20 protein-coding genes are annotated in these 21062 nt (G+C 36.5%); 5 read left to right on the plus strand and 15 right to left on the minus strand.

Features of this window, described 5'->3' with window-relative positions; translation table 11 throughout:
* Position 1: 1 nt before the first annotated feature.
* The 3 genes from IGJ55_RS12385 to IGJ55_RS12395 form a co-directional block, all read right to left on the minus strand.
* Positions 2 to 151, minus strand: a complete 150-nt coding sequence (locus IGJ55_RS12385; RefSeq protein ID WP_069640962.1) for a teichoic acid D-Ala incorporation-associated protein DltX — start codon at positions 149 to 151, stop codon at positions 2 to 4.
* Positions 152 to 514: 363 nt separating this feature from the next.
* A complete protein-coding gene (locus IGJ55_RS12390) occupies positions 515 to 2593 on the minus strand; it encodes an FtsX-like permease family protein (RefSeq protein ID WP_430606585.1) in 2079 nt (692 codons plus the stop codon).
* A complete protein-coding gene (locus IGJ55_RS12395; RefSeq protein ID WP_069640960.1) occupies positions 2583 to 3350 on the minus strand; it encodes an ABC transporter ATP-binding protein in 768 nt (255 codons plus the stop codon). The genes IGJ55_RS12390 and IGJ55_RS12395 overlap by 11 nt, the downstream gene beginning before the upstream one ends.
* 309 nt (positions 3351 to 3659) lie before the next feature.
* On the opposite strand from IGJ55_RS12395, the gene nrdD reads away from it, so the two are divergent.
* From nrdD to IGJ55_RS12410, 3 genes are all read left to right on the plus strand, one after another.
* On the plus strand, positions 3660 to 5852 hold the full coding sequence (gene nrdD / locus IGJ55_RS12400; RefSeq protein ID WP_069640959.1) for an anaerobic ribonucleoside-triphosphate reductase: 2193 nt from the start codon (positions 3660 to 3662) through the stop codon (positions 5850 to 5852).
* Positions 5853 to 6070: 218 nt separating this feature from the next.
* A complete protein-coding gene (gene nrdG / locus IGJ55_RS12405; protein ID WP_429948975.1) occupies positions 6071 to 6673 on the plus strand; it encodes an anaerobic ribonucleoside-triphosphate reductase activating protein in 603 nt (200 codons plus the stop codon).
* Between the two features lie 198 nt (positions 6674 to 6871).
* Entirely contained in the window at positions 6872 to 7660 is a 789-nt protein-coding gene (locus tag IGJ55_RS12410; protein WP_069640957.1) for an SDR family oxidoreductase, read from the plus strand.
* Positions 7661 to 7726: 66 nt separating this feature from the next.
* On the opposite strand, the gene IGJ55_RS12415 is transcribed toward IGJ55_RS12410, so the two are convergent.
* From IGJ55_RS12415 to tmk, 11 genes are all read right to left on the minus strand, one after another.
* Positions 7727 to 9145, minus strand: a complete 1419-nt coding sequence (locus tag IGJ55_RS12415; protein WP_069640956.1) for a cryptochrome/photolyase family protein — start codon at positions 9143 to 9145, stop codon at positions 7727 to 7729.
* Between the two features lie 102 nt (positions 9146 to 9247).
* Positions 9248 to 10387 carry a DNA polymerase IV gene (dinB, locus tag IGJ55_RS12420; protein ID WP_207121201.1) on the minus strand — a complete coding sequence of 380 codons (1140 nt, stop codon included), beginning with the start codon at positions 10385 to 10387 and terminating at the stop codon, positions 9248 to 9250.
* Positions 10388 to 10430: 43 nt separating this feature from the next.
* Positions 10431 to 11408 carry an HD domain-containing protein gene (locus tag IGJ55_RS12425; RefSeq protein WP_430606586.1) on the minus strand — a complete coding sequence of 326 codons (978 nt, stop codon included), beginning with the start codon at positions 11406 to 11408 and terminating at the stop codon, positions 10431 to 10433.
* 125 nt (positions 11409 to 11533) lie between these two features.
* Positions 11534 to 11878, minus strand: coding sequence for a P-II family nitrogen regulator (locus IGJ55_RS12430; RefSeq protein WP_207121199.1), 345 nt, complete (start codon positions 11876 to 11878; stop codon positions 11534 to 11536).
* Between the two features lie 11 nt (positions 11879 to 11889).
* Positions 11890 to 13107: an ammonium transporter gene (locus tag IGJ55_RS12435; RefSeq protein WP_069640952.1), complete on the minus strand. Its 1218-nt coding sequence runs from the start codon at positions 13105 to 13107 to the stop codon at positions 11890 to 11892.
* A gap of 336 nt (positions 13108 to 13443) precedes the next feature.
* Positions 13444 to 14310 (minus strand): 16S rRNA (cytidine(1402)-2'-O)-methyltransferase, encoded by an 867-nt coding sequence (rsmI, locus tag IGJ55_RS12440; protein WP_069640951.1) that lies wholly within the window; start codon positions 14308 to 14310, stop codon positions 13444 to 13446.
* Positions 14311 to 14390: 80 nt separating this feature from the next.
* Positions 14391 to 14738, minus strand: a complete 348-nt coding sequence (locus IGJ55_RS12445; RefSeq protein WP_010773302.1) for a DNA replication initiation control protein YabA — start codon at positions 14736 to 14738, stop codon at positions 14391 to 14393.
* Entirely contained in the window at positions 14731 to 15570 is an 840-nt protein-coding gene (locus IGJ55_RS12450) for a PSP1 domain-containing protein (RefSeq protein WP_069640950.1), read from the minus strand. The genes IGJ55_RS12445 and IGJ55_RS12450 overlap by 8 nt, the downstream gene beginning before the upstream one ends.
* Before the next feature lie 14 nt (positions 15571 to 15584).
* Positions 15585 to 16535 carry a DNA polymerase III subunit delta' gene (holB, locus tag IGJ55_RS12455; protein WP_069640949.1) on the minus strand — a complete coding sequence of 317 codons (951 nt, stop codon included), beginning with the start codon at positions 16533 to 16535 and terminating at the stop codon, positions 15585 to 15587.
* A gap of 1 nt (position 16536) precedes the next feature.
* Positions 16537 to 16866: a cyclic-di-AMP receptor gene (locus IGJ55_RS12460; protein ID WP_069640948.1), complete on the minus strand. Its 330-nt coding sequence runs from the start codon at positions 16864 to 16866 to the stop codon at positions 16537 to 16539.
* Between the two features lie 14 nt (positions 16867 to 16880).
* Entirely contained in the window at positions 16881 to 17525 is a 645-nt protein-coding gene (tmk, locus tag IGJ55_RS12465) for a dTMP kinase (protein ID WP_069640947.1), read from the minus strand.
* A 401-nt stretch (positions 17526 to 17926) separates the two neighbouring features.
* Between tmk and IGJ55_RS12470 the strand changes: the two genes are divergently transcribed.
* Positions 17927 to 18601: an O-methyltransferase gene (locus IGJ55_RS12470; protein WP_430606587.1), complete on the plus strand. Its 675-nt coding sequence runs from the start codon at positions 17927 to 17929 to the stop codon at positions 18599 to 18601.
* Between the two features lie 77 nt (positions 18602 to 18678).
* Here IGJ55_RS12470 and recR read toward each other — a convergent pair whose 3' ends face one another.
* Positions 18679 to 19275 carry a recombination mediator RecR gene (recR, locus tag IGJ55_RS12475; protein ID WP_429948963.1) on the minus strand — a complete coding sequence of 199 codons (597 nt, stop codon included), beginning with the start codon at positions 19273 to 19275 and terminating at the stop codon, positions 18679 to 18681.
* 500 nt (positions 19276 to 19775) lie between these two features.
* On the opposite strand from recR, the gene IGJ55_RS12480 reads away from it, so the two are divergent.
* A complete protein-coding gene (locus tag IGJ55_RS12480; RefSeq protein ID WP_429948961.1) occupies positions 19776 to 20891 on the plus strand; it encodes an LPXTG cell wall anchor domain-containing protein in 1116 nt (371 codons plus the stop codon).
* Positions 20892 to 21062 lie beyond the last annotated feature (171 nt).

Genomic DNA, 21062 nt, shown 5'->3' on the forward strand with positions numbered 1-21062 from the left:
CCTAAAACTCATTGTAAATAAATGAGCCACCATCAATATTTTTGTAATGGTATAAATAAATCAACATGAGAAGTATTCCAAAATAGAATACGGTCTTTAAAAAGAACTTCCCCCAGTATTGCACATTAGGTTGCTTAAAAAAATTCTTCATTCTATTTAATGCCTCCAAAATTCCACATATTCATCATTTTTGTACTGCTATTGTAATCAAAACAAGCTCGAAAAGAAACTAAATTCGTAAATAAACCCTAATTTTCTACTAACAGTTTTGTCACCCGTACATAAAATGAGGGCTAGAACAAAAGGAAAAAATTTTGTTCCACCCTCTTTTAAAGAAAAGAAAATACAAAAAAAGATTTTTCTCAAATGATTTTACTCTTCAAACCGCAACCTAATAAGACGCAATAATGGCTGTCTATAAATTTAAAGAGTTCATACACTGATGACCGCAAAATCCAGCTCACTGTTTGTTTACTTTGCAAGCTTTAATTCTTTTTAAGAAAAGTTTAAGCTGTTATCTGTCTTTCCCTTGAATGATACTGGAATAAATCGCTGATGTTAAAAAGTAATACGCCAGATAAATCAAAATCAGTAAGCCACAAGAGAGATAGGCCAGCCAGTATCCAGAACTCGTGATAAATTTACTAAACACATAAATCGCAAAGGCAGCATGTAAGACACCGATAATCATTGGTGGAAAAAAGATGATACTATTTTGTTGATAAACTAACTTAGTGATTTCCTGTTTAGGAACACCCATTTTTTTTAATAGATCATAGCGTTCTTTTTCCCTTTCGGCTTCTGAAAATTGCTGCAGCATCAAGATACTGCCTGTAATGATCAGCGCTAAGACTCCTAAAAACATGGCAACATAAATAAATAATCCCATTTCTCGCCTCTCGTAGCTTAGCTCTGAGAAACGACTGGTATAATTCAACTGCCAATATTCCTGTTCGCTCTCTTCAGAAAACTCTTGATCTTTTTCAGCCTGTTGGCTGGTACTTGACGTGTAACCTTCCAACTGGTTATCACGCCATTGATATTGATAAAAAATAGGAGATATCCATTTGGGTTTTACACTTTCTGATAATTTATTTGCCAATGCTTCTTCATCTTTGGCCGTAATATTGAAAGCAATTAATTTATAACTTATGCCTGAATGGATCTCATCAAATTGCTCATCAGATAAAACGACTGTAGGAAAATTATACCTTAATAACTCTTGTCCTAAATAATCTGGACGAACATCTGAAACATTAAGCTTTATGCCATCTGGTAATAAAAATTCAGAACCATATTGAATAAAGCCACCTAATATATTTTGAATACTGTCTAAAATAACAATATCTTGCTTATTTGCTAAGTCAATCGTTTTCAAATAAGGATTTATTTTTTGAAATTCACGATAATTTGAAAGTGACAATATATTTATTGGACTGACATTATTTTCGTTTACTTCCTGTCCAATTTTAAGATGAAATTGACTACCCGTCAACTTATAATTCAATGTGACTGACGAATCAATTGATGTATCCGGTTCCTTTTCAATGACTTGGGTCACTTTTTTGAAATCCGTTTCAGCGACAATAAAATCGGTTGGGGCTGTAATATTCACAGAATTCATCCCAATCGTATAAAGCGATGCTGCACCTCCGATCATTCCTAATGCAATCGCAATAAAAATAGTCACAAATGATAAGGTCGTTCCCACTCTTTTAATATGTACCTTCGTATTGCCCAATGCCAACATATTTAAGTTTCGATAATAATTCGATTTACTTTTCCCCAATAAATAGACAACTAAATACATTGTGTACTTAAAAAATAAATAGGTACCTAACATGCAGATAAACATGATTGCTATTGGTGCAATCAAAAAACCAGCAAAACCAAAAGCTGTCCGCATCAAAAATGTGGCGAAAGGGATCACATTATACGACAAAATATAGCCTATAAGGATCAATACTACGCCCAAAATACCCAAACAAATACTTAGAGTTGACACTTTATCTATCTCAGCTGTCTTTTTCCTTTTTTTGCTAAGTAAATCTGACACTTGATAACGATAAATCAACCAGCTACTTCGCAAAGATACTGCTAATAACATAAAAGCAAACGCAATACTTGTTTGAATCATCGAAGGGATCGAAATATAAAACAGACTTTCCACTTGTAAAAACATCGCCTTCGCTAAGATCATTGAGAATAGCTTTGAAAAAATAATCCCCAAAATAATCCCAGTGATCAAAGAAAGAGCCCCTAAAATCACCGTTTCGATAAAAAATAAAAAGGAAATTTGCTCTTTTCGCATGCCAATCAACTGATATAACCCTATTTCTTTCCCTCGTTTTAATAAGAAGAAATGATTTGCTGCAAACATAAAGCCTAAAATCATAATCACAACTAAAATACCGCCTAAATTCATGGCACCATCAATATGAATCTCTTGTTCTACTCTATTAGTTAAATTCCTGTTATACGTAATCGCACTAAAACAATAATAAACCACGACTGCAAAGGTCATGCTGACAAAATAAACAAGATAATTAAGAAATTGTCCCTTAAAGTTTTTCCAAGACAGATTAAAAATCATTGACCCGACCACCTCCGCCGATCGTCGCTTGCATATCGATTACTCGATTGAAAAATTCTTTCCTAGATCCTTGACGAACCACTTCTGAAAAAATCGCACCATCTTTGATAAACAAAATCCGATTGCAATAACTTGCTGTATACGGATCATGCGTAACCATCATGATCGTCGCATCATCTTGTAGATTCATATTCGTCATATATTGTAGTAACTCAGCGGCTGATTTAGAATCCAACGATCCAGTCGGTTCATCTGCAAAAATAATTGTAGGTTTTGTGATAAGGGCACGTGCTGCCGCCACTCGTTGTTTTTGTCCTACTGAAATGGCATTAGGATAGTCTGTCAATAACTGATCGATTCCTAAAATACTAGTAACGTGCATCAAGCGTTTTTCCATCTCTGCCAGAGGCATCCGGTCTACTGCCAAGGGTAATAAGATATTATCTTTTACATTTAGGGTCTCCATTAAATTGAAGTTTTGGAATATAAAGCCTAATTTTTTTCGGCGAAAATCACTGATTTGATTGCCACGCATTTTCAATATATCTTGTCCATCGATCCTCACAGTTCCAGTCGTTGGTAAAGTAATAGTTGAGATGGCATTCAGTAACGTCGACTTTCCAGCACCGCTTGGACCCATAATGCCGACAAATTCCCCTTGATCAACAGAAAAAGAAATATTATTTAATACTTGTACTTTATTACTTCGGTAACCATATGTTTGACTTAGATGATTTACTTCTAAAATTTTTTTCATACATTTCGCTCCAGTTTTTTCATTGTCCTTATTCTACCAATATTTTGTGTAACTGAACATCGTTTTCCCTTACAATTAAGTAATAATAAAAAAAGATTCATCAATCATTTATTTTTCAAGTCCAAAATGTTGTGACAATTTCCACAAACCTTTTAGGTAGTTGTTTTCATTATTTTTTCATTCCTCATAAACACTATATGTAGTTGTAAAGCAGGAATAAAAATTAAATTTCACACTACATATAGTTGAAAGATTCATTGAATTGATTTATGATAAGGATGGAATAAATCTATGAGGAGATGGGTAGTAATGATGGAAATGAAGTACACAAATAATCAAGAGGGTTCTACTGATTCGACCTTGCACACGATGAAAATAGTGAAAAGAGATGGACGGTTAGTTGATTTTGATGATCAAAAAATCTATGACGCTTTGATCAAAGCTGAACAAAAGATTCATGGTTCTTTAGACCCTCTTGCCCATGAACGTATTCAAGAAATCGTCGAAAGAATCGATCAAGAAATTTCTGACCGTTTCACTGAAGATGTGAAAATCTATGAGATCCAAAATATCGTCGAACATATTTTACTCGCTAGAAACGAATATGAATTGGCAGAAGAATATATCAATTACCGAACTCGTCGTGATTTTGAGCGGAGTAAAGCAACCGATATCAATTTTACCATCAGTAAATTAATCAATAAAGATCAATCTGTCGTCAATGAGAATGCAAACAAAGATAGTGATGTTTTTAATACTCAACGAGATTTGACTGCCGGAATCGTTGGTAAATCAATTGGCCTTAAAATGTTGCCAGCTCATGTTGCAAATGCTCACCAAAAAGGTGACATTCATTATCATGACTTGGATTACCATCCATATACTCCAATGACTAACTGCTGCTTAATTGATTTTAAAGGGATGCTGAATAATGGATTCAAAATCGGTAATGCTGAAGTTGAAGCGCCAAAATCGATCCAAACAGCTACTGCCCAAATTTCTCAAATCATTGCAAATGTTGCTTCAAGTCAATATGGCGGCTGTTCAGCAGACCGTGTAGATGAATTGTTAGCCCCCTTTGCTGAATTAAATTATCAAAAACATTTAGCTGATGCAAAAGAATGGATCGAAGGTTCTGAACGGCAAGAAGCTTATACTAAAAGCAAAACAAAAAAAGATATTTACGATGCCATGCAAAGTTTAGAATATGAAATCAATACATTATTTACCTCAAACGGTCAAACTCCATTTACTTCTTTAGGATTTGGATTAGGCTTGAATTGGTTTGAACGTGAGATTCAACGTGCCATCTTGCAAATTCGGATCAATGGTTTGGGTAGTGAACACCGAACAGCTATCTTCCCTAAATTGATTTTCACCTTGAAACGTGGCGTCAATCTAAATGAAACAGATCCAAATTACGATGTAAAACAACTTGCCTTAGAATGTGCCACAAAACGCATGTACCCTGACGTTTTAAATTACGATCGTTTAGTTGAGCTTACTGGTAGTTTTAAAGTTCCAATGGGTTGCCGCTCTTTTTTACAAGGGTGGAAAGATGAACAGGGTGAAGAAATCAACGTGGGCCGTATGAATTTAGGTGTCGTCACATTGAATTTACCTAGAATCGCTATGGAAGCTCACGGTGATAAGTCAAAATTCTGGACCCTTTTGGCAGAACGTTTAGAAACAATGAAAGATGCTCTGGTTTATCGCGTTGAACGCTGTAAAGAAGCTACGCCAGCTAATGCACCAATTCTGTATATGTATGGTGCTTTTGGAAAACGATTATCGAAAAAAGAATCTGTCAATGAACTCTTCAAAAACAAACGGGCTACTGTTTCACTAGGCTATATCGGGCTATATGAAGTCGCTTCTGCCTTTTATGGTGGTGATTGGGAACAAAATCCTGAAGCAAAAGACTTTACGATTGCGATCTTAAAAGATTTGAAGGCTCATGCAGATGCTTGGGGCAACGATTATGGCTATCATTTTAGTGTTTACTCAACCCCTAGTGAAAGTTTAACTGACCGTTTCTGCCGTTTAGATTCAGAGAAATTTGGGATTGTTGAAAATATTACAGATAAAGAGTATTACACGAATAGTTTTCATTATGATGTTCGTAAAAATCCAACTCCTTTTGAAAAATTAGATTTTGAAAAAGATTATCCACAATATTGCTCAGGCGGTTTCATCCACTATTGCGAATACCCAGTTTTACAACAAAATCCTAAAGCTTTAGAAGCTGTTTGGGATTACGCATATGACCGCGTTGGTTATCTGGGTACTAATACACCGATCGATCATTGCTATGAATGCGGCTTTGAAGGCGACTTTCATCCAACTGAGCGAGGGTTTGAATGTCCCCAATGCGGCAATCATGATCCCAAATCATGCGATGTTGTCAAACGTACCTGCGGCTACCTAGGCAACCCACAAGCACGCCCTATGGTTCACGGAAGACATAAAGAAATCTCATCAAGAGTAAAACATATGAAATAAAAAGGGGATCAAACCGGTAACTCCGACTGAAAAATAGGATCAATTGATTGTGACGCTTTTTGACACTAGCAGTTGTTATCTTTTTTCCGAAGAGTTGGTTTGTGTAGCTAGATTCAATAAAAAGTGGATCAAACCAATCACTTTAATAAAATCCAGAAAAAACGATGCCCCCTGTGGCTCTATACAGGCATCGTTTTTCTTTGAAAGAAGGATTAGAAATGAGAAATCCCAAACCACAGGAATGGTTAGCAACAGAGCTAAGTCAAAATTATATCGCCGATTATAAAGCGTTTAATTTTGTAGATGGTGAAGGTGTGCGAAATAGCTTATATGTCAGCGGCTGTTTATTTGCGTGTGAAGGTTGTTTTAATCAAGCCGTCCAAAACTTCCGCTATGGCAAACCATTTACCAAAAAACTAGAGGAAAAAATTATCGAAGACTTAGCACATGATTACGTGCAAGGGTTGACTTTGCTAGGTGGCGAACCTTTTTTAAATACAGAAGTTTGTTTGACTATAGTTGATCGAGTTCATCAAGAATTTGGACATAAGAAGGATATCTGGTCTTGGTCTGGCTACACCTTTGAGGAGCTGTTAGTAGAATCAGCTGATAAACTTGAGCTACTAAACAAAATTGATATTTTAGTTGATGGACGCTTTGAATTGTCAAAAAGAAACTTGAATCTACAATTCAGAGGTAGTAGCAATCAACGAATCATTGATGTAAAAAAATCCTTGGCTTGCGGGCAAGCTGTTGTCTGGGAAAAATGTCATGATGCCGAACAATCTTATGAACAAATTGAAAAAGCTAAATTGATTTAAAGACTATCCTTAGGTACTATTATTATCATTTAGTCCATAACTTAACCAATGGGGCCACAAGAGAAATCTTGTGGCCCCATTGGCTTTAGTTTGTCCTCCTATCAAATCATTCGCTCATCTTCTAAATGTATATTACAATAAAATAAACACTTACTTAATGATTAAAATCAATTAAAAATTTAGGAGGATAAACTTATTATGATATCAACTCTGTCTAACTCTTCAAAAAAGGCGATCATCACTGGTGCTGCTTCTGGAATTGGGTATGCTACAGCTAAACTATTCATTGAAAAAGGGTTTATTGTTGGCTTGATCGATGCTGATAAAAAGCGCCTAGCATCTATTTCGGAAGAATTTAAACAGGATACCGATGTCTGTTATTACCGTAGCGTTGATGTAACGAATGAAGTTTCTTTAAAAAAAGCGATCGATGAGCTGACCGATAGTTTGGGTGGACTCGATATTTTTTTCAGTAATGCCGGAATCAATGGAACGTGGGCTCCAATTGAAACGCTAAGTATTAGTGAATGGGACCAAACAATAAATACAAATTTACGTAGTACCTTTTTATGTACAAAATTTGCCATTCCACACATGAAGAAAAACGGCGGCTCAATTATTATCACTAGTTCTATCAATGGTACGCGAATTTTTAATAATTTTGGAGCTTCCGCTTACAGTGCATCAAAGGCTGGACAAGTAGCCTTTACAAAGATGGCAGCTTTAGAGCTGGCCCGTTATAACATTCGTGTAAATGCAATTTGTCCTGGAGCAATCGACACTGCGATCAATGAAAAAACAACTTACTCTGATGCCTTAAAAGAAGTTGAAATCAAGGTAGAGTTTCCAGAAGGCGATCGCCCATTAAAAAATGACACTGGAACAAGTGAACAAGTTGCTCAATCTGTTTTGTTTTTAGCAACTGACGCATCCGCAAATATTTCTGGCACAGAGCTTTATGTAGATGGCGCAGAATCTTTACTATAAAATACAATTCGATAAAAAAAAGTGGGGAGCTCAACCTAAAAACGGTTTTGTCTCCCCACTTGCTTTTTAAGTAATACTTGCCTTAAAAAAATCAAGAACCTCTGAACGAATTTTGCTGTGCTCTACAATTGGCTCTGGATAATCCTTTCCAATTGAAAGGCCATTTTTTTCTTGAAGAGCTAATGGCATCTTATTTGGTTCATGGATATATTCATTAGGTACATGTTTTAGCTCAGGGATAAACTGACGAATAAAGTCCCCATGATGATCAAATTTTTCACTTTGTCTCGTAGGATTGAAGATTCGAAAATAAGGCACTGCATCTGTACCTGTTGAAGCGGCCCATTGCCAACCACCAATATTACTTGCTGAATCATAATCAATCAACTTTTGTTGAAAATATTTTTCGCCCCAACGCCAATCGATCATTAAATCTTTCGTCAAAAAAGATGCGACGATCATTCGTAAGCGGTTATGCATCCAGCCGGTTTGATTTAGTTGTCTCATTGCTGCATCGACGATTGGAAAACCTGTCTGACCGTTTTTCCATCGTTCAAACAACTCTTGATTATCCTGCCATTTTAGTTGTCGATATTGTTCTTTGATTTCCTGCGTTTTTTGGATCGGATTCTCAAAATAAATCATATTGTAAAAATCACGCCAGCAAAGCTCAGAAATAAAAGTTTGGCGCCCGTCTGATTCTGGTTCAGCATTCAGAGCATGCCAAATTTTGCGAATCGAGATTTCCCCTGTTCTCAAAAATCTTGATAATTTGCTTGTCTGATCTAATGCAGGGTAATCTCTGGCTTTTTGGTAATCCTGTAAATGCTTACTTATAAATTCTTTTAACACATTTTCCGCTACATCCTCTCCGCATTCGTAATCGAATGGTAAAGCTATTTTTTCAACAATTTTTCTAAACTCTTTTTCGCCACGATGAAATAAAGGATGCGTAAGCGTTACAAATGATTGAGAATGCTTAGACATTTTCTCATAAGGACGTTTAGGCATTTGCATCCATTTTTTATAGTAAGGGGTAAATACTTTATAGCTTTCATTTGTTGGCTTTTTGATTTCCTCTACACCATGTAAATGACTATCTTGATACGCATTAACTTGAATAGCCATACTTTCAAAAGAATCAAGCATCTGTTGATCCCGCTCTCTGCCGAAGCCGCGTTCATCTTTATTAAAATAAATTGTACGCCAATCGGGATAAGCCTTTTTAAGTTCTGAAAAGGATTCTGCTACATTTCCATATAAAAAATGAAGGGTGATATGATGTGTTTTAAGATGTTCATAAAAATTACTTAAACTACAGAAAAAAGCCTCTTGATTGTAACTATTTTCTAAAAATTGTAATGGGTTTAATTGAAAAATACAGATAAGTTCCTCGGTCTTTTTGCTCTGTTCAATCATTTTATTAAAAGCTGTATTATCATCTAAACGAAGGTCTTTGCGAAACCACATAATTGTTTTACTCATTGTGTTTTTCCTTTCGTAACGATTAATCTCCTTTAATAGTAGCACAGATTTCACGAGACAACGAATAATCAGGATTAGCGTCTTATATTACCCAAAATCAATCTAGTCTTCACCATTCTCATTTTTTTGTTTTTCCCATAAAGGTAATATCATATTCTCATACGACATGGGATCCAGGTTTGTCAACGTTATTCCTAATAATCGGATTCCTTGTTCAAGTCCTAGAATTTCTTCCCAGATCAAGTTTGCTTGATAGTACAATTCTTCTTTTTTAGAAATATATTCCGGTAGGGTTCGACGCTTTGTCACTGTTGTATAATCCGCATAGCGCACTTTTAAAACAACCGTTTTGCCATGTTTTTGGACTCGTTCTAAAGACTCCTCTACTCGCTGCGCCAATTGTCTTAGTTGAGCTGTCACTTGCGCCTCTGTAGTTAGTGGAGTTCCATATGTATGTTCTTTGCCTACTGATTTACGATCTCTTGTGATACTTACAGGTGAGTCATGAATTCCTCGAACTTTTCGGTAGAGAGAATACCCCATTTTACCAAAATGACGGATTAGTTCCATTTCATCTTGTTTATACAAATCCTCACCAGTATAAATACCTAAATCATGCATTTTAGGAACCGTTTTTTTCCCAACACCATGAAAAGCCTCGATCGGTAAAGCTTTCAAAAAAGTTTCGGCGTCTTCTGGCATCACAACCGTTAGGCCTTTAGGTTTTTGAAAATCAGAAGCTAATTTAGCTAAAAATTTATTATAACTAACACCTGCTGAACAGGTTAAATGCAACTCATTCCAGATATCATACTGAATCAATTTAGCAACTTTAATCGCTGATTTGCTATTGATTTTATTGGCAGTTACATCTAAATAGGCCTCGTCGATTGAAACTGGCTCGATAATATCTGTGTAGCGTCGAAAAATTTCTCTAATTTGCTGAGAAATCTCAGAATATTTCTCGTAATTTCCTGGTTTAAAGATAGCTTCCGGACATAATTCATAGGCTTTTTGGGCACTCATTGCAGAATGAATCCCGAATTTCCGAGCTTCATAATTGGCTGTCGTTACCACACCCTTTCCACCTGTATCACTTGGGTGCCTTGCAATCACTAAGGGGTGACCGACGAGTTCAGGATGGTCTCGTTCTTCCACAGAAGCAAAAAAGGCATCCATATCGATATGGATAATTTTGCGGGAAATGTCCTTTTTCAACGGAAAACGCAGTTCACCGATCATTTTGCCAGCCTCCTTCAAAACTTGATGTGATGATCTCTCACTCTTAATGAAATTTAAGAAAAATTCCTGTTTTACTATCATTGAGCAGGTTTTCAATCTTAGTTTGTGCAATTGTGGAAAGTGTAGAAACTGGAACTGTTCTATCGATTGTTTGAACAAGTGGATCGACAAATCTTATTTTCTTTTTTTGCCAGATATCATAATTGTCTTCACTTGAACAAATGCTATATTTTAGTGGCTGGCTCATGTTAGTCAACAGTTGAAGAATTTCAATCGAATTACTTGCTTGTAATCTCATCAAAAATGCTGAATCTGTCAACAATAAATCCTGAGGGGTAATATCCTGACTTTCTAACCCAAGCTGGATTGCCTTGGCCATCCATTCATAACTACATATATTTCGAGGATCATAAAAAAAGTCGATCACTATTTTTTTATATTGATCCATAAACCAAATAGCCCATTCCGATGACTCTAAAACAATTTTTTCATCGACAATGTTGATTGCAGTCAGAAATTGTTGAATTTCCTGTAATGGAACTGAAAAATAGCGATGAATTTCCCTCAATGTATAATCGATCCTGTCGCAACATAATAATGGTGCTTCTTGTTCCAATAATTGCCATTGGGCATCATTAAATAAAATCTGCTGATAATCAAAACCAAATTGCTTCAAAATTGCTGGAATCGCAGATTCTTCGATTATTTGTTCTTTGATTTGCTCGTGATAATCATCTTGTTTATTGGCTAAAGCCAAATCAATAACATGAGAGAATGCTGTATGTGATACATCATGCAGTAATCCTGCAACTTGCTCTTCCAAGGAACCACCAAGCTTTCTGATCAACAACATAACGCCAACAGAATGTTCATATCTAGTTTCATTCCAAAAGGGATTGATCAGAAATGCTGGCCCCGCCATATGAACATCCTTTAATCGTTCCATCTCTTTCGATAAGAGTAAGGCTTTTAGAACCTCTTCTACTTCAAACGAACCATATAAGGGATCTTCAACAATCATTGCTTTCACTCCTAAATCGTTTACTCGCTTTTACACATATTATATACGAACGTTTGTTCATTTACAACTGATTATGGCTAAAATAAAAGAAGCAGTACTTTTTCAGTACTACTCCGCCTATGAGACTATCTTATCGCAGCTGATCCCCGTTCACCGGTTCTGATACGAATCGCCTCTTCTACATTATACACAAATATTTTGCCATCCCCTACTTCTCCAGTCTGACAAATCGTTAAAATCAAGGCAATCACAGCTTCTACATCGTTATCCAAAACAATCATACTAATTTTGACTTTAGGAAGTAATGTGGTGATAATTTCTTGACCACGTATGTATTCCTTTAACCCCTTTTGATTTCCAAAGCCTAACACTTGGCTCACGGTCAGTCCAATCGTTTCAAAATTGTCAGTCATTGTTATTTTCAGCTCTTCTAATTTTTCTTGTTGAATGATTGCTTCTATTTTTTTCATCCATTTTCCTCCTAAGAATCTAGTCCCATAAATGTTGGATAAGCAGTTTCATCATGCTCGATTCTATCTAATCCCAAAGCTTCTTCTTTGGCGGATACCCTGATCGGTATAAACAATTGAATCCCTTTGATGATTATAAAACTAGCAACACCAGCAAAAAGAATCGTAAACACGATGCTAGCAACTTGAGCGATGAACAGCTCTGTTCCACCATATAATAGCCCAACTTTTCCACCTACAGCTGGATCTGCAAAAACACCTGTCATGATTCCGCCAAAAATTCCGCCTACACCATGACAACCAAAAGCATCTAATGCATCATCATAACCAATTTTATGTTTAACAAATGAAATAAAATAGTAACAAAACGGACTTACTAAAGCACCTAGTACAAAAGAACTCCAAAGAGAAACAAATCCTGCACCTGGCGTAATCGCTACTAAACCTACAACAGCACCAGTACAAGCACCCACAACAGTTGGTTTACCAAGCGCTAACTTTTCGATCAACATCCACGAAAGCATGCCACTAGCCGCTGCTGTATTGGTTGTCAACATAGCATGAATTGCTAGACCATCTGCCGCTAGTGCGGAGCCTGAGTTAAAACCAAACCAGCCAAACCAAAGTAAGCCAGCACCTAACACTACAAATGGAATGTTGTGGGGACGGTATTCTGTTTGTCGATATTCACGACGCTGTCCTAAAACAATCGCCAATACAAGACCTGAAATTCCTGAACTAATATGGACGACATTGCCACCAGCAAAATCGATCGATCCTATTTTATCTAAAAATCCACTGCCCCAAACCATGTGAGCCATCGGATAATAAACCACGATCGACCAAATAGCGATAAACAAAAAGATGGCGGAAAACCGCATACGACCAACTACAGCACCTGTGATGATAGCAGTGGTAATTAAGGCAAACATCATTTGAAACCCTGCAAACAAGCCTTCAGGTATCGTATCTCCTTTGGTCATTGATACATGCTCAAAAAATAATTTATCTAGGTTACCGACGAATAGATTATCTCCACTAAAAGACATCGAATAGCCTAATATAATCCAAAGAACTGAAGCCAATCCCATTACACAGATCACCATCATCATTGTATTGAGAATATTTTTCCTTCGTTCTAACCCACCGTAAAAAAAGGCTAAAGCTGGTGTCATCAAAAAAACCATTGCAGAACAAATCAAAATAAATGCACTATTTCCTGTTTCCATAAAACCCCTCCAATTTCCAAATTAAGCCAACCTTCATTTTAGCTTTGTCGGTTATTTTAGCATCGTTTATTAATTTATCCTAGCAAAAATCACTTAATCAACTAAAATAATTTCATTTTTCTGACAATTTACGTTATAAAAAATAACATCTATACCAATGTAGCGTTTCCAATTAAAAATAAGGAATACTTTAGTGAACCAATAAAAAACGCGAAACAAAAACTAAAGGTCAGTTTTGTTTCGCGCTCTAAATCTCCGAAAATGGCAAGGCAAAAGCAACTCCTTTTTATTTCTCTGAGCTAAACGCTTTTCTCTCATCCTTTTTCACTATTCAATTCATTCGACATGAAATTCTTTATACACCTCTTGCTTTTTCAAGCCCCGCAACTTCGCTACTTCTTTAATTGCTTCTTTAGACGTACTACCTGTATTCATCAAAACGTCAATATGCTCCTTGATAGAGAGTTCCAGATCCTCATTTTCGATTGGTTCTAGTTCACTAGCTCCTTCAACTAAAAGACAGCATTCCCCTTTTAACGTATGTTCAGCCAAATAATCCCTCAATTCAGCCAATGTTCCGCGAAGATATTCTTCATGGATCTTCGTCAACTCACGACAAATCACGGCTTTGCGTTCTTCACCAAAAACATCAGAGAAATGCTTTATCGTTGTCCCGATTCGATGGGGAGACTCATAAAAAATTTGTGTTGGAATAGCCGTTTTCAACTGTTCCAAAATCTCAACTTGTTCTTTTTTCTTGCGCGGCAAAAAACCATAAAATGTAAAGGGTTGAGGCGACAAACCAGAAGCAATCAAGGCTGTGATTCCAGCAGTCGGTCCAGGCAAGGCAATTACTTTGATGCCTGATTCAATACACGCTTCTACTAATTCATGACCTGGATCACTAATTGACGGCATCCCTGCATCACTTACTTGTGCAATCGTTTCGCCTGCCTCTAAACGAGCTATAAATTGTGGAATTCGTTCTTTGTAATTATGCTCATGAAAACTAATTTGAGGCGTTGCTATTTCAAAATGATTGAGTAATTTTTGAGTATTTCGAGTATCCTCACTCGCAATAATCGTTGCTTCCTTTAAACTATTAACACAGCGAAAGCTCATATCTTCCAAGTTTCCGATTGGTGTCGGCACCAAATATAGTTGTCCAATGCTGGATGAATCGAAACTTTTTTGTTTTTGCATAACTGCTCCTTTTCAACATCTAAATGTAAAAGGGCTGAGACAAATATTGTCACAGCCTCTAAATTTGAATTGATTACTATTTATTTGTATCTTTCACCATAAATGACATCCAAACAAAACGCACATTCTTCATCATTTTCACGACGTGAGCCATATAAAATATTACAAACATGAAAGCCTTCTTCATAAAGCTTTTCCAAATTCATACGAGATTTAGATAGCTCTTGTTTTGCTGGATCATTCGGATCACTGGCTAGTTTTGTCAGCTCCTGCAAATGTTCTCGTAAGCGTTGGTTTTCAATTTCAAGCGTTGTATTCTTCTCTACTAACTCATGAAGTGCTTCTTTAATCTCTGATAATTGTCCTAAAGTTCCTTGTAAATCTGTCTCTAAAGAACTCAGTCCGTCGTATAAAGAACGTTTATCCATTATGATCACCTTTTTCGGCTTGAGCTTTTTGCGTTGCTTCTTTAATTTCGTCATATTCATATTCTACAGCGATTTCACGACCTACTAAACGAACCTTGATGATTCGACTCAATAAGTTTAAGCCAACTACGCGACCTTTTCCATCTGGTGTGATCACATCTTTACCATAATCTGGTAATTCCTTTTTCGCTGCTTCGTATTCATCATTTTCATATTTTAAACAACACATCAAGCGCCCGCATAAGCCAGAAATTTTCACCGGATTTAACGATAATCCTTGATCTTTTGCCATTTTGATCGACACTGGCATAAAATCACCTAAGAAGGTTGAGCAGCATAATTGTCTGCCGCAAGGACCAATACCCCCTAAAATCTTCGCTTCATCTCTGACACCGATTTGACGTAATTCGATTCTCGTACGGAAAATTGCTGCTAAATCTTTGACGAGTTCTCGAAAATCGATTCGTCCGTCTGCGGTGAAATAAAAAACCATTTTGCTGCGATCAAATGTATATTCAACACGAATCAATTTCATCTCTAACTCGTGCGCACGAATTTTCTCTTTGGCCACACTTAATGCCGCTTTGGCATCGTCTACGTTTTTTTGTTCCTTTTCTAAATCAGTTTCTGATGCTTTATTTAAAATGGGTTTTAGATCCTCAGGTAAATCTTCTGGATCGATCGTTTTTTTCGGTATGGCAACTGTGGCCAGCTGTTTAGATTGCTGTGACTCCACAAGCACTTTATCATTGTAAAAATACTCTGATTTTCCAGGAGCAAAATAATAGATATGACCTGCTTCGCGGAAGCGAACTCCTACTACTTCTACCATTTTCATCCTCCTATTTATGTTTTAGGGTGGATCATTCGTACCACTAATTGTTCACAAACACTTTGGAAACTAACATTGGCTTCCCACTTTTGGCGAGCCTTCAAAATCAGTTCAACTCGTTGTGCCTGTTGTTCGATCACACGTTTAAGCTGTTCTTTGGCCACACTGTCAGTGAGCTGTTTGCGATAATAAGCAAGTAATAAATCAAAACTCAACGCTTGTTGGTCTTTTTCTTTAAAGACTTTGATCATCTTTTTTTGAACATAGACAAACGCTTGTAAATCATCTTTTATCAAGTAATCAAACCATTGTTGAGTAATTTCCCTAGCTTCATTAAACCATTCATCTTGAGAGATTTCAACTGCTTTGTCGAAACTATTTGTCAGTTCAGCCAAAAGATTCGCTGTATTTTTATTGACCCCTGATTCAACTAGTGCATTGACTAATTTATCCTTAACCAGCGGTTGAAAATGAAGCACCTGACAGCGAGATTGAATCGTTGGGAGAATTTTCGCTAAAGAGGTCGTCTCTAAAATGGCTAAGACTTTTCCTTCTGGCTCTTCTAAAAACTTTAATAGACTATTCGCTGCGCCAACGCTCATCTTGTCAGATTGCTCAATCAAAAAAACCTTTTGGGCAGATTCAACGCCACTTTTACTAAATTCGGCTTTTAAAGCTCTGATTTGGTCCACTTTGATCGTTTGGCCGTCAGGCGTAACTCTTAAAACATCTGGATGCTCGTTCTCGTTGATTCGTAAGCAGTTATTGCAGTGGTTACAAGGATTATTCTCTGTCAAATTAGTACAAAAAACATGTTTTGCCATCCATAAGCCAAATTCTTTTTTACCAGTTCCTGTATCGCCTTCAAAAAGATAAGCATGGGCAAGACGACCATGCTCGAAGCTTTTTTGAAGTTGCTGGTATAGTAGTGGTTGCTGCTCATTTAAAACGTGAGCTTCATTCATCTTAATATTGATGGAATCCTTCTACTGGAAGAACAAAGACAGTTGCACCGCCTACTTCAACCTCTACAGGATAAGGCACTTGTCCATCCATCGTAATATCTAGTGTTACAGGAGTTGACACATATTGTTTACGAGATTGACAGGTTTGTTTGATCAATTCCAATGCTTCGTCAACACGGTCATCATCGATCCCAACGATAAATGTACTGTTTCCAGCTTTTAAAAAACCACCAGTTGATGAAAGTTTTGTTGCGCGGATATTGGCGTCAATGAACTCATTGGCTAAACGGTTGCTATCTTTATCTTGGACAATTGCTAAAATAATTTTCATATTCGGTCACCTTCCTAGTTTCTAAAGTATTCTGGATAACGATTTACGATTGCTTGAAAAGTTGCTTCTACAACATCGACCAAGCCCATTCTGGCATCGATTTTCGTAATTCTTTCTGGGTTTTCTTCCACTAGTTTTAAATATTCGTGGCGTACTCGCTGATGAAACTCAAGACCTTCTGAATCCAGTCGATCGATCTGTTGCGTACGATGATTTTTGATACGGTTCAAGCCTGTATCTGAATCTACATCTAAATAGATTGTAAAATCAGGTATGGTGCCTTCGATTGCAAATTCATTGATTGCAGCGATTGCTTCAACACCGATCCGTCGACCAGCTCCTTGATACGCTAAAGAGCTATCCACAAAACGATCACACAAAACGATTTTGCCTTCTTCTAATGCTGGCAAAACTTTTTCCATCAGATGCTGACGGCGAGCAGCTGCATAAAGCAACGCTTCTGTCCGCTCATCCATCTCTTGATTTCTTGGATCTAAAATAATTTGACGAATCTTCTCAGCAATGGGAATGCCGCCAGGCTCTCTTGTTTTGATGATGCTTCGTTCTGCTGCCAAATCCAGCCTTGGGTATAACTCGTTCAATACACTCGTTTTACCTGCGCCGTCTGGCCCTTCGATTGTTATAAAAATACCTTGCACTTTACTAATCCCCTTACTTACTTTGATTCCTTTCATCTATTATACTTTATCTATCACTATCAGTCTAATTGAATTCCTTATTATTAAAATTTTCCTGACGAATCAATGAAAAAGTAGTGATTTTATAGCAAAAAAACTGGAAAGAATATCCTGACGGACTTCTCCCAGTTATATGGTGTTAAATCATTTCCACTTTTTTAATTCTGTTATATAAAATAAGTGTGGCAACACCCGTGCAAAGGCTTCTTAGTAAAAATAAACGACTCAATATATTTATTTTAGTAAAAAAATGATAAAAACATTTACAATAAAACCAACATTTCTCACTGATCAGACAAGAATATACTGGTTCCATTTCAAACATGCTATAATTATTTTAGAGTCACCATTAAAAACTGGGAGTGAGTTCTTTGAAAAAACTATTTGCAGCCGTTGACGATTATTTTATTGAAAAATTAGTAGAAAACGATCCCATCTTTGACCAAATCTTAACGAATAATGAGAAATATCAATTACCTCCTCATGACGTTTCTCCTTCTCAAGGAAAATTTCTTTATCTTCTAGCAAAAATCAAAGGTGCGAAACGAATTTTAGAGATTGGTACGCTTGGCGGTTATAGTACTCTTTGGTTTGCTAAAGCGGTAGCTGAAAATGGACAGGTGATTTCTCTTGAATACGACCAAAAACATGCCAAAATTGCTCAAGAAAATTTAGCCCTTGCTGGTGTTTCTGAGAAAACAACTATTTTAGTGGGAGCTGCTGCTGAGACCTTAGCAACTATGGTCCAAACACAAACTTCACCTTTTGATTTGATTTTTATTGATGCAGATAAAGAAAATAACTCCCTTTACCTAAAGTACGCATTACAATTAGCACAGCCAGGAACGATTATTATTGGTGATAATGTTGTTCGTGATGGTGCTGTTATTGATTCGCAAAGTTCTGATGGACGAGTGATAGGAGTAAGATCCTTTATAGAAGATCTGTCTACTTCTAAACACTTAACTTCGACGGCTATTGAAACTGTTGGAGTAAAAGGATATGATGGATTTACAATCAGTATTGTTGAAGAGTAATGGCGAAAAATAGACTAAATAGAGGGGAAGATTCATCCATGGATGAATCTTCCCCTCTATTTTATTTTTATGCTAATCTAAAGTTCCCGTCGTCCTTCTACAGCTTTTAACAAGGTTACTTCATCCGCATATTCAATATCACTGCCTACTGACAAGCCATGAGCTAATCTTGTCACGATGATTCCAGCGGGCTTGATCAAACGAGAAAGATACATCGCTGTTGCTTCCCCTTCTGTCGTAGCATTTGTTGCAATAATGACTTCTTTGACTTCATCATCGTGAAGACGTTGAATCAACGATGCAATATTAATATCTTCTGGACCTGTGCCTTCCATTGGAGATAAAACCCCATGCAACACATGATACATCCCATGATATTCACGCATCTTCTCCATTGCCATCACATCTTTTGGTTCTTCTACGACTAAAATGATACTGCGGTCTCTTGTGGTATCCTGACAAATTTCACAAGGATCTTCTTCTGTAATATTGCCGCAAATACTACAAAAATGCAGATCACGTTTCACACTGATCAAAGCTTTGGCAAAAGCATTGACATCTTCTTCTTTCATATCAAGTGTATAAAAAGCCAATCGAACAGCTGTTTTTTGACCGATACCAGGTAATTTCATATAACTTTCAACTAATTTAGCGATAGGTTCTGGGTAATGCATTTCAACAAATCCTTTCAAACACAAACGATGGACGATTGGTTGTAAATTATATATTCATTGTAGAACTAACATATATTATACCATTTTTTATAAGTCTTTTTACAGAATAATAACTTTTCTCTGCTTATAAATGCTCTCTCTTAGTTCAACCAATAATAAAAAATTCTCACTATTTTTTCATAAGTGCTGATGCATTTAAATTACATGGAATCAAAAAAAGGACTAATCTTGAACAATCTATTTTATCAAATGTCGTTGGTCTAAAGTACATTCAACAATTTCATACGTTTACTTTAACATTTTGTTCCATTAATATATATGACTACTTTCACTCATAAATCCGGTGTTACATTCTTTTTAATACATAAATGTTAAAAAAATTAAAGTTATCTATAAAATTATATTCTTTTTACTAAATAAATATTGACATTTATTACAGGTGTTATATATTAATTATGGGTGAGAAAATAAAAAATTAGAAATACTAAAGGGGAGTTTTTATGAAAAAGAGTTTAAAATTTTTAGCAGCATCATTATTATTCAGTTCAGTCCTTTTTACAACACCAACGTTAAACACGATTGTTCACGCTGAGGAAACAAGTGTTTCTTCAAGTGAAGATACTAGTGAACTTAGGGGACGCTTGGAGACTTTAGTAGCCCAAGCAGATTCTCTTATTGCATCATCTGAAGCTGAATACACTGCAGAATCTATTGAAAGTTTAAAACTTACATTATCAATTGCGCGAGATGTTTTAACTCACAATACAGAAGCTGGCTATGCTGGTTCTATCCAAGCATTGACATTTAAATTAGAGGCTTTAGTTGCAGCTCCAACTGTACCTAGTACGACTGAACCTAGTTCAACTGTACCTGAATCGACTGATTCTAGCTCGACTACACCTGAGTCGACTGATTCTTCAACTACACCTAGTTCAACTGACTCTAGCTCGACTGATTCTAGTTCAACTACGCCTAGTTCGACTGGTTCTAGCACGACTACACCTAGTTCGACTGACTCTAGCTCAACTGATTCTAGTACAACTACACCTAGCTCGACGGACTCTAGTTCAACTGACTCTAGCTCATCAGATGAGTTAAAACCAACGATTAAAATTGCTGACCAAACAATGTATGTTGGTCAATCATTAACCGAAGAAATGATTTTAAGTTGGGCGACTTTTGAAAATGCGGATGGATACATGGTAGGATTTGAAATAATTGGAGCGCCTATCCAAGTTACACAAATCGGTAATACCTTAGTTGATCCTGGAACATACTCAATCAGATACTACATCAGTGAACTAACACGTAGTACAGCAAATGTTATCGCTGAAAAAATCATTACCTTAACGATTCTTCCAGAAAATGCTAACCCATTAAAACCGGTTGCGCCAATTGAAGAAAATAATGAAACTAAAGCACCTGGTAACGATCTTCTTACACCAGTCGCAAATCCTGTTTCTAATAAAAATCAAAAACCAATTGCTTCAGCTCAAACAAAAGCAAAACAATTACCTTCAACAGGTGAAACAAATAATGGTATGATGGTTGCTTCAGCTGGCGTAATGCTGATTGCAGGAGCTTATATCTTCAGAAAAAAACAATTAGCTAAATAATCAGCTACTTTTTGATTTGATTATGTAATAATTGTGTTGATGTTTCATTGATTCTTGCCCTATCGCACAATTGTCACTAATCATACAGATCATTTTGTCTGCTGGAAATAGAGCAAAACAAAGAGCCAAAGGATAAATGTTTAGGCATTTATCCTTTGGCTCTTCTATTTT

Origin of the sequence: Enterococcus sp. AZ170 (assembly GCF_050545135.1) — a bacterium.
GTDB lineage: Bacteria > Bacillota > Bacilli > Lactobacillales > Enterococcaceae > Enterococcus_L > Enterococcus_L ureilyticus.

Bases quoted from the DNA above. Each gene is read 5' to 3' on its own strand.
- IGJ55_RS12385 (WP_069640962.1), bottom strand. From the start codon at position 151: ATGAAGAATTTTTTTAAGCAACCTAATGTGCAATACTGGGGGAAGTTC.
- IGJ55_RS12390 (WP_430606585.1), bottom strand. From the start codon at position 2,593: ATGATTTTTAATCTGTCTTGGAAAAACTTTAAGGGACAATTTCTTAAT.
- IGJ55_RS12395 (WP_069640960.1), bottom strand. From the start codon at position 3,350: ATGAAAAAAATTTTAGAAGTAAATCATCTAAGTCAAACATATGGTTAC.
- nrdD (WP_069640959.1), top strand. From the start codon at position 3,660: ATGATGGAAATGAAGTACACAAATAATCAAGAGGGTTCTACTGATTCG.
- nrdG (WP_429948975.1), top strand. From the start codon at position 6,071: ATGAGAAATCCCAAACCACAGGAATGGTTAGCAACAGAGCTAAGTCAA.
- IGJ55_RS12410 (WP_069640957.1), top strand. From the start codon at position 6,872: ATGATATCAACTCTGTCTAACTCTTCAAAAAAGGCGATCATCACTGGT.
- IGJ55_RS12415 (WP_069640956.1), bottom strand. From the start codon at position 9,145: ATGAGTAAAACAATTATGTGGTTTCGCAAAGACCTTCGTTTAGATGAT.
- dinB (WP_207121201.1), bottom strand. From the start codon at position 10,387: ATGATCGGTGAACTGCGTTTTCCGTTGAAAAAGGACATTTCCCGCAAA.
- IGJ55_RS12425 (WP_430606586.1), bottom strand. From the start codon at position 11,408: ATGATTGTTGAAGATCCCTTATATGGTTCGTTTGAAGTAGAAGAGGTT.
- IGJ55_RS12430 (WP_207121199.1), bottom strand. From the start codon at position 11,878: ATGAAAAAAATAGAAGCAATCATTCAACAAGAAAAATTAGAAGAGCTG.
- IGJ55_RS12435 (WP_069640952.1), bottom strand. From the start codon at position 13,107: ATGGAAACAGGAAATAGTGCATTTATTTTGATTTGTTCTGCAATGGTT.
- rsmI (WP_069640951.1), bottom strand. From the start codon at position 14,310: ATGCAAAAACAAAAAAGTTTCGATTCATCCAGCATTGGACAACTATAT.
- IGJ55_RS12445 (WP_010773302.1), bottom strand. From the start codon at position 14,738: ATGGATAAACGTTCTTTATACGACGGACTGAGTTCTTTAGAGACAGAT.
- IGJ55_RS12450 (WP_069640950.1), bottom strand. From the start codon at position 15,570: ATGGTAGAAGTAGTAGGAGTTCGCTTCCGCGAAGCAGGTCATATCTAT.
- holB (WP_069640949.1), bottom strand. From the start codon at position 16,535: ATGAATGAAGCTCACGTTTTAAATGAGCAGCAACCACTACTATACCAG.
- IGJ55_RS12460 (WP_069640948.1), bottom strand. From the start codon at position 16,866: ATGAAAATTATTTTAGCAATTGTCCAAGATAAAGATAGCAACCGTTTA.
- recR (WP_429948963.1), bottom strand. From the start codon at position 19,275: ATGCATTACCCAGAACCTATCGCTAAATTAGTTGAAAGTTATATGAAA.
- IGJ55_RS12480 (WP_429948961.1), top strand. From the start codon at position 19,776: ATGAAAAAGAGTTTAAAATTTTTAGCAGCATCATTATTATTCAGTTCA.